Source organism: uncultured Tenacibaculum sp., assembly GCF_947498805.1.
Classification (GTDB): Bacteria; Bacteroidota; Bacteroidia; order Flavobacteriales; family Flavobacteriaceae; genus Polaribacter.
The window spans coordinates 151,511-160,875 of the sequence record NZ_CANMLT010000009.1; the positions used below are offsets into that span (position 1 = coordinate 151,511).

At 31.0% G+C, this 9,365-nt stretch carries 4 protein-coding genes; 2 read left to right on the plus strand and 2 right to left on the minus strand.

The genetic code is table 11. The annotated features are described in order from the left end of the window. Positions 1–6: 6 nt before the first annotated feature. A complete protein-coding gene (locus tag Q0873_RS16630) occupies positions 7–4,356 on the minus strand; it encodes a translocation/assembly module TamB (RefSeq protein ID WP_299109465.1) in 4,350 nt (1,449 codons plus the stop codon). A 234-nt stretch (positions 4,357–4,590) separates the two neighbouring features. On the opposite strand from Q0873_RS16630, the gene tsaD reads away from it, so the two are divergent. Next, positions 4,591–5,619, plus strand: coding sequence for a tRNA (adenosine(37)-N6)-threonylcarbamoyltransferase complex transferase subunit TsaD (gene tsaD, locus Q0873_RS16635; RefSeq protein WP_299109468.1), 1,029 nt, complete (start codon positions 4,591–4,593; stop codon positions 5,617–5,619). Positions 5,620–5,639: 20 nt separating this feature from the next. Continuing rightward, positions 5,640–7,493 (plus strand): alkaline phosphatase family protein, encoded by a 1,854-nt coding sequence (locus tag Q0873_RS16640; RefSeq protein ID WP_299109471.1) that lies wholly within the window; start codon positions 5,640–5,642, stop codon positions 7,491–7,493. Positions 7,494–7,568: 75 nt separating this feature from the next. On the opposite strand, the gene Q0873_RS16645 is transcribed toward Q0873_RS16640, so the two are convergent. Beyond that, a partial coding sequence (locus Q0873_RS16645; protein ID WP_299109474.1) for an OmpA family protein occupies positions 7,569–9,365 on the minus strand: 1,797 nt, incomplete at its 5' end.

Below are 9,365 nucleotides of genomic sequence, written 5' to 3' on the forward strand. Positions count from 1 at the left end.
GTTTGATTAGTTATCTTTTTTCTTTTTTGATTTAAATTTGATCAAATTACTTTGCTTGACTTCTTTTACGGAATCTTTCTTTTCTTCTTTTTTCTTCTTTTTCTTAAGTCCTAACTTTTGTCCTAATTCAGATAAATTATCAAAGTTTACTTGATAAGATATACCAACTCCTTGAGTATATCCTTCATCATCTACATTATTTTGAATTTCATTTTGACGATTAAATACCGTTCCTCTTAAAGTACCTTCTTCATTTAATAAAACTTCCACTTTTACTTCTCCCACAACATTCGTCTGCGTATTTGTTCCTACTGGAACCCCGACTTTTCCGTTTACGATTACTCGATCACTTAATTGAGTGGTTACAGAAACATCTACTTGATCATCTGAATTTAAATTCCCTACATCTCCACGATCTCCTTGCGTATACCCTACTCCTACTTGAAACTTATCGTCTCCTTTGTTTAATACACTTGATAAAATACTTGTAGCTATTTCGGAAGCCGTTCCTGTGATTCCTGATGAAGCACTGCTTCCTATTGCTTCTTCGTTATAAAATGTACCAAAAGCTAATAAGAATGTAAAGTGTTGCATCTTTGTATTTAGGTCATTCTTATTCAGAATAAATTCTAATTCTGAAGCTACCGTAGAATTTGCGTTCGGTATTTTAATATCAAATTCTTGTTTTGAATCAAAAAGTCCTCCTGTAATTTTAGTATATAAATCAATAGGTATTTTACGACTCGAATTAATATTATCTAATAACTGTGCCGGATTTGCCTTGGTACTATATACAGCTGTTAAATCTAGTTCTGCTTCAAAAGGGCTTCCCGTCCAAGAAATAGTTCCGCCTTGCTGAACTTTAAATGGTTTTGTGATCCCCGGATATCTAAAATTATATACTCCTTCGTCTACGATAAAATCGCCATACATATTAAACTTTCCTCTGGTATCTATTTCAATATATAAATTACCATCTCCTCGTCCTTTTAATTCACTTCCCGATACCTTATCTATAACCACTTGTGCAAGAGCATCGTCTGTTACTTCTAAATAAATTCTTAAATCTAACCCTTTAATATCTTTTAATTGGTTCTTATCAGTAGCTTCTCCTCCTTCAGATTTAAAATGAATCAACTTAAAATTATCAATCGTAGTTACATCACTTAAAGGAATTACAAACACGGTTCCTGGCTGTGTACTTCCATTTACCTCAATATCTAAATTGCTTGTAAGTCCTCTAATTTTAGCATTTCCTTTTAAAAATCCAGTTCCATAATACGGTATTTCTTCAGATTCAGACGTGTTTAATATTAACAAGTTATCTGTATCAATATCTAAATGCAACACCCATTGCTCAAAATTTTGATGCGCAATATAACCGTTTAAACTACCTTGTGTTTTGTGTTCAACATCTTCCAAGATGATATCATTAAAAATAAACTGTCTTCCATCTAAAACAATCGCTGCATTTTGATTCAAATCAAAATCGACATTTAAATAAGGGAATGCCAACCCTGCATCTTCTAAGTTTAAAACACCTTTTAAATCAGGGTCTCGGAGATATCCTTTTGCTGTAAAATCACCCGTTACTTTCCCTCTTAACTTGGACAACACCTCTTCGCCTAATGGACTAAATGCTTCTATTTGATAATCTTTTAAAGAAAAAGCTAGATCTAGTGTTGGTCTTTTCGTACTAAAATCTATTTTTCCTAAAGCCGAAATATTCTTTGCTTTATTGTTGATTAGAGATAAGTTTACATCATACTTTTCAAAAGAATTTTCCCCCGTTACATTTAAGGCTAGATCTCCTTGATAAAAATCGTTGATATGAAAATTCTCTACTAATAAATTTCCTTTTGGTGATATTTTTTTGTCTTGTTGTTTAAAATCTATAATTCCATTCAAGTTCCCTGCTAGATTTAAACTATCAATTGGAGGGACAAAACTTTTCAATTTAACACTAGTAAACTTAGCTTGTAAATCTTTATACGAGCTATCCCTTAGTATCCCTTTAAATTCTATCTTTTGTTTTCCTGATGCAAGTGTAAACGGACTAAAATTAAACTCCTTTTCTTTTAAATCAAATACAACTTTATTTTCCTTATTCCCTTTTGGATTTATGGTCCAGTCAAAGTCTTTATAACTAAAAGTAGATTTCTGAATTCCTACTACCGATTTCTTTAAGGCATCTATTGTATAGTAAAAGTCTAAGTTAAATTGTTCTTTTTCATTCTTACCTCCCTTAAAAACCGACTTAAAAAACAACGTATCTTTATATGTTCTGTTTAATAGGTTTAACTCTTTTAATTTATAATAGGGGGTATTTACCTCGTTTGCGGATAATTGTGTGTTATATAAAGGGTTCTTATTATCTATCCTTAGCAATAAATTGTCGGCAATATTTTTATATGCTTCAATTCTTGGTGAACTAAATGTGAGTTTTAAGGAGTTTTTATCTGAATTAATTCTTCCTTTTAAACGTGTATTCTCAGCGATAGCTACTTGTGGTAAGAAAACATCTATTATTTGATTGTGAATGGTAAAATCAAAGTCTAAAAACTGTCCCTTTGTTACTGGATGCGGCTCATAATTAGTATATACACTTCCTAAAGCATTTTCTGTTATTGGCAATAATTCTTCAAATGTAAACTTCCCTTTTAGTTCTCCATTTACAATATCCTTTGAGGTTATTTTTATAGTTTTTATACTATCCTTTACTGCAGATAACACCTCAAAGTTTTTAAACAAATACGCTCTTTTTTGATTGGTATAGGTCAAGTTATCAAATTTCGCTACTCCAATGATATCGTCTAATGTATTTCCTGAGATATCAAGTTTTACCAAACCTTTAAGTTTAGCAATACTATCTCTTGTGAATAAATTCGTTTTATTTAAATCTAAATCAGCAATCTTAGCAGTAAAGTCAAACTTATTTACTTCCGATGAAAAATCGGCAAGCCCTTCAAATACTAACTTAAAATTCTCATCATCTGAATTTAGAAAACCATCAAACTTTTTATTTTCAAATTGTCCATTAACCGTTAAGTCTTTATAAGAATATCCTTTAAAGTCAATATTACTAACCTTTCCTATTATGGTAGTGTTTATATTTTCTACACTAAAACCACTTCCATTTACATCTGCCTTCAATGAAATCTTACCTAGTAAAGGGTCATTCGTAAAAATACCCAAATCAAATTCTTGAAAATCTACCTCTCCCACATATGAAGCAAAATCAATATCATCAATATTCGTTAACTGTAAATCTGAGACTATTGTTCCTATTTCTGATTCAACATTTAGCGTAGCATCCATCTGCTCTGGAGTTACCTTAACTAATCCTGATAAATTAAAATCTCCCAATCTTTTAAACTCAGTTGGTAAGGTTTTTCCCAGTAAATTTGGAAGTACACTTTTTAACTGACCATAATTAGCTTTTACATTATCTAAATCTCCTTCAAAAATAAAGCCTCTCTCCGTTTTTATGGCATTTACAAAAGCTAGGTCTCCTTTTATTCTTAGTCCGTTTCTAGAATATAAATTCAAACGGTTAACATCAAAATTATTAAGTACTCCTGTTAATTTCCCTGTAAAATATAAAATATCATTCCCACTTAACTCTCTATAGAGTTTACTTAAATCTCTTACAGCTAGCTTACTTTTTTTAAAAGTAGCTTTTATGTTTACTTTATCATTAAAATCGGCTAAATCCTTTCTATTATAAGACAGTTTTATATCACCTATGATATCGGTTTTATTATCTGTTTTCAAAGAAGTATTGTCAAATAGCATATGTGTCTTTGTATACACAAAATCTGTACTTAAGTTTGACACAACTACTCCTCTATTTTCAGTAAAATACAAGCCCCGAATTTTCATTGATACATCTGGACCTACTATGGAAAAATCTTGTAAATTCCCTCCTCCATCAGAAGCTGAAAACTGTAATATATCTTTTTTATTAAAATCTAATAGTTTAAAATTGAGTCTATCAATATATACATTGGAGGTACTTAATTTAAATGGAGGTGTATTGGGGTCTCGTGGTTTCCCATCATCAAAAGTTTCTACAAAAACTGATAAGTTATCGTCTTTTTCTCCCTTATATGTTTTTAAATGAAATTGTACACCTTCTAATGATAAACTGCCTAGATCTACTCTATTTTCTAATACCTTCTTTGCGTTTAGAAGTGAAGTATTAAGTTTATCTACAAAAATTAAGGTGTCTTTATGATGATCTCTTATTTCAACTCCCTTTAATTGTACACTTCCTAAAAAAGACAAATCTACTTTCTTTACCACTAAATCAATTCCAAATTCCTTGTTCACTGCGTTTGTTGCAATTTTACCCAATTGGGTTTGAACAGCTGGAATTGATAGCAATATGCATAAAAGCAATAAAAAAAGTAATGTATACTTTATTATTCGTAATAGTATTTTACCAAATCTTTTTATGATTGAAATGCTTTAGAAGTGTTCAACAAAATTTATTGTTCTAAATCAAAAATATTGCCAATAACTACAAAGAACGTTCAATTTTAACTAATATTCAATATTTTTGTCTCTTTAACTTATTTTTAGGACATTTTGAGTACAAAACAAGTTTATATTTTAGGAATAGAGTCCTCTTGCGATGATACAAGCGCTTCTGTTATTTGTGATGGAAAAGTTTTAAGCAATGTAATTGCGAACCAAGAGGTACATGCAAAATACGGAGGAGTTGTTCCCGAACTAGCATCAAGAGCACATCAGCAAAATATAGTTCCTGTTGTTCAACAGGCTATAGAACGTGCAGGAATTAATAAAAATCAATTAAGTGCAATTGCTTTTACCAAAGGCCCTGGACTTATGGGATCATTATTGGTGGGTACTTCTTTTGCCAAATCTTTGGCTTTGGGTTTAAACATTCCGTTGATTGATGTAAATCATATGCAAGCACATATTTTAGCTCATTTTATAAAAGAAGAAGATGCTAAAATACCTCCATTCCCTTTTGTTTGTTTAACCATAAGTGGTGGTCATACTCAAATTGTAAAAATCACCAACCATTTTGAAATGGAAATTTTAGGTGAAACTATTGATGATGCTGTAGGAGAAGCATTTGACAAATCTGCTAAAATTTTAGGACTTCCTTATCCTGGTGGACCTTTAATTGATAAATACGCTCAACAGGGAAATCCTAAAGCTTATAAATTCTCTAAACCTAAAGTTGGTGATTTAGATTTTAGTTTTAGTGGATTGAAAACAGGTATATTATACTTTATTCAAAAAAATCTAAAGGAAAATCCTGATTTTATCAAAGAAAACTTACATGACATTTGTGCTTCCATTCAACATACTATTGTTGAAATATTAATGGACAAACTAAAAAACTCAGTAAAGGCAACCGGAATTAAACATATTGCTATAGCTGGTGGGGTTTCTGCTAATTCTGAAATTCGTAAACGTTTACAAGTTGCAGAACAACATTGGGGATGGACAACTTATGTTCCAAAATTCCAATATACCACAGATAATGCTGCTATGATTGCCATTACTGGGTACTTGAAATATTTAAACAATACATATTCTGATGTTTCTGTTACTGCACAAGCTAGATTAAAAGTAACTGAATAAATAAATTATCTACTTTATAAATGAATCTTCTTAAAACACGTCTCTTAGCCAATCTTATCTATTTTTTTTCATGGGTAGCTTATTTTTTTATTGGTCGTTTTATCTTTTTAGCTTTTTACTTTGAAAGAACAAGTGAACTTGACTTTTTTAGTATTTTAAAAACCTTTGTATATGGTATTCGATTAGATATGTCATTTACGGCATATTTATGTGCTATTCCTTTTTTATTAGTTCTTTTAAGTGTTTTTATTTCAAAAAAGTACATCAAAAAAATATTAAAAGCGTACACTTTTGTTGTACTTCCTATTATAACATTGTTACTATTAATTGACACCGTATTATATGCTTCATGGGGAGTTAGATTAGATGGTACTTTGTTAAACTACATCAACACTCCTAAAGTAATGCTTGCTTCTGTTTCTGCTAGTTTACTTTTCTTCGGAATATTGATTTGGCTGTTACTATCAGCCTTCTTTATATATTTAGCAAACAAGATTATAAATCATATTACTAAAGATTTTTCAACTGGAAAATATGTACATGCCGCTGGTTTATTTCTTGCAATAGGCTTTTTGATTATTCCTTTAAGAGGTGGTTTTCAAGAAATTCCAATCAATCAAAGCAACGTATATTTTTCAAAAAACATGTTTGCCAATCATGCAGCTGTTAATTTTGCTTGGAATTTTGGTAATGATGTTGCAAGAGGTATTGGAAAAAGAAACCCTTTTAAAAAATTTGACCCCAAAATTGCTTCAGAAGTAATTTCTAAAAGAAGAGAAGCTTTAATTTCTAAATCGAAAGATTCTATTTTAAAAACAAACAAACCAAATGTTATCTTATTGGTTTGGGAAAGTTTATCTGCTAAAGTCGTTGAAGCTGTTGGTGGTGAGCCTAATGTAACCGAAAATTTAAACAAGCTTGCTAAAGAAGGTATTTTATTTACTAATTTTTATGGTAATGGAGATAGAACCGATAAAGGTATCATTGCTATTTTAAGTGGTTATTATCCGCAGTTCAAATATAGCATCATAAAGATGCCAAATAAAACACGTAGTCTTCCTAAACTTCCATTAGAAATGAAAAAATTAGGTTATCATACTTCATACTACTATGGAGGTGATACTAATTTTGGTAATATGAACACCTATATTCGAATGAGTGATATGGACTATATTGTTGATGGTAGTGAATTTGCACGAGAAGATTGGAACTCGAAATGGGGAGCGCATGATCATATTTTCCTTGAGAGATTAGCTTCAGATCTAAGTAAACCTCAAAAAGAACCTTTTTTCGTAACTGCCTTAACATTAACGAGTCATGAACCATTTGAATTTCCAGACGAGTATAAATTTGGAAAAGATGGTGACGATAATCTATATAGAAGTGCACAGGCATATACTGATAAAGCAATTGGAAATTTCGTTGATTTTGCTAAAAAACAACCTTGGTGGGATAATACCTTAATTGTTATTATGTCTGATCATGGTAACAGACTACCTGAACATGAAGGATATTTTAATTCTCCTAAAAAGTTTAAAATTCCAATGGTTTGGTTAGGTGGTGCTCTAAAAGAAACAGGCAAAGAAATAAACACTCTTTCTGGTCAGACTGATTTTGCATATACCCTTTTACAATTACTTGATGGTGATTATGAAAAATTTAAATGGGGGAAAAATATATTCAACAACTCTAAGAATCAATACGTTCATTACATATTCAATAAAGGTTTTGGTACCATAACTCCTGAAGGAACTTACGTATATGATTTTGTAGGAAATAAACCTGTAGTTAAAGAAGGAAACATAGCCAAACTTGATTCATTAGGTAGGTCTTTAAGTCAAGATTCATATCAAGATTTTATCGATAGAAGATAATTATTTTCTAAAAAGTAAAGACTACCCGTAGTGTTTCAATTCTACGAGGTAGTCTTTGGTTAAAATTCCCCAATTTTAATTGTTTACTTGAATGTTCACTCCTCCTTTTACAATATAAAAGTAGGAACGTCGATTTTTTTGATGCTCTTCCTCAGTACATTTACTTTGATTTGCATCATCGCAATCATTCAATAATTTATCTTCGCCATACCCAATGGCACTTTCGATTCTTTCCGAATTAATTCCTCTAGAAATAATATAATCTCTAGTAGACTTAGCTCTATTATCGGATAAGGTTCTATTGTAGTCTTTGGTACCTCTACTGTCGGTATGTGATTCTATTTTGATAACTAACGCTGGATTGTTATTTAAAACAGAAACAATATGTTCTAATTCATATTCAGCATCTTCTCGTATATTGTATAAATCAAAATCAAAATAAATAGGATTGATTACTATTTGATCTTCCACTATTAAGGATTCTAACTGAATATTCTCTACTACTGTTTCTTTGTTGATATCTAGTGTTTTGGTATCCTTTTTAGTGTTTCTATAGTTTTCTTTTGACACTACTACAACGAAGTTCTTCTCACAGTCTATCTTTTTAAATAAATATTCTCCAGAGCTTCCTGTTCGTTGTTCCTCTATAGGCTCCCCTTTTGAATTCATCAATTGAACCAATACTTCTGAAATAGGTTCTCCTGTTCTCGAATCTGACACAACTCCCGTTATATCTTCCTTACAATTGTAGATTATAAAACTATAGATATCATCATCTCCTTCTCCTCCTTTTCTATTAGATGAGAAAAAACCATTGGTATGTTCATCATTAATTACAAAAGCAAAATCATCAAAAGGTCCATTAACTGGGCTTCCTAAATTTACGGGAGAAGTAAAATCGTCACTTTCTGGTTTTGACTCAAAAACATCCAATGCTCCTAATCCTAAATGACCATCTGATGCAAAAAATAAGGTTCCATCATTGTTTATAAAAGGGAACATCTCTCTTCCTTCTGTATTGATTGATTTACCGAGATTTACTGGCTCCCCAAAAGTATTATTCCCTAAAATTTCAGCCTTATAAATATCAGTTCCTCCATATCCGTTTTCCATATCAGATACAAAGTATAATGTTTTCTCATCCGGACTTAATGCTGGATGTCCACAAGAATAATCTTCACTATTAAAAGGAAGTTCTTGTATATTTCCCCATACATCTCCTATCTTTTCTACCGAATAAATTTTAAGATGAGATACTCTATCCTTATCTCCTCGTAATTTTTTACCATCAAAATTATCTCTTGTAAAATAAGCTGTTTTTCCATCTTTTGTAATAATCAAATTAGATTCGTGATATCTTGAACTCAATTCATTTATTAAGTTAGCTTCTTCTACCTCTAAAATTTTATTTTCCTTAACCTCTTTCTTTTCTGTTGTATAGATATTTAAAAATGGTTGTCTATTCCATCTATATAATCTCTTGTCTTTTTCTGACTTTGGTTTTGCTGAAGCGAAATAAAAACTATTGTTATATAAAAACCCTCCAAAATCAGAATACTTGGTATTCGATGAAATGTTATGAATATTGATATAGGTTTTCGGCTTATTTGAATACTCAACAAAATAATCTTTGTTCTTCTCTAAAGCCTCTGCTCTACTATCCTTACCCAAATCCTTTAACTTAAGTAACCATTTATCTGATTCTTGTACTTTTCCATTGGTCTTCAAAACTTGGGCATATCGAAAAATATGTTTCGGGGAAGCTACGGAGCTATAAGAATTCATAAGCTCTTGGTAATACTTCTCTGCCAAGTCAAACTCAAAATTATAGTAATGGGAATCGCCGAGTCTGCTCAATACCAAATAGGAATT

What these genes read in the sequence shown, in the direction of transcription:
- Q0873_RS16640 (WP_299109471.1), top strand. Translation starts at nt 5,640, where the DNA reads ATGAATCTTCTTAAAACACGTCTCTTAGCCAATCTTATCTATTTTTTT.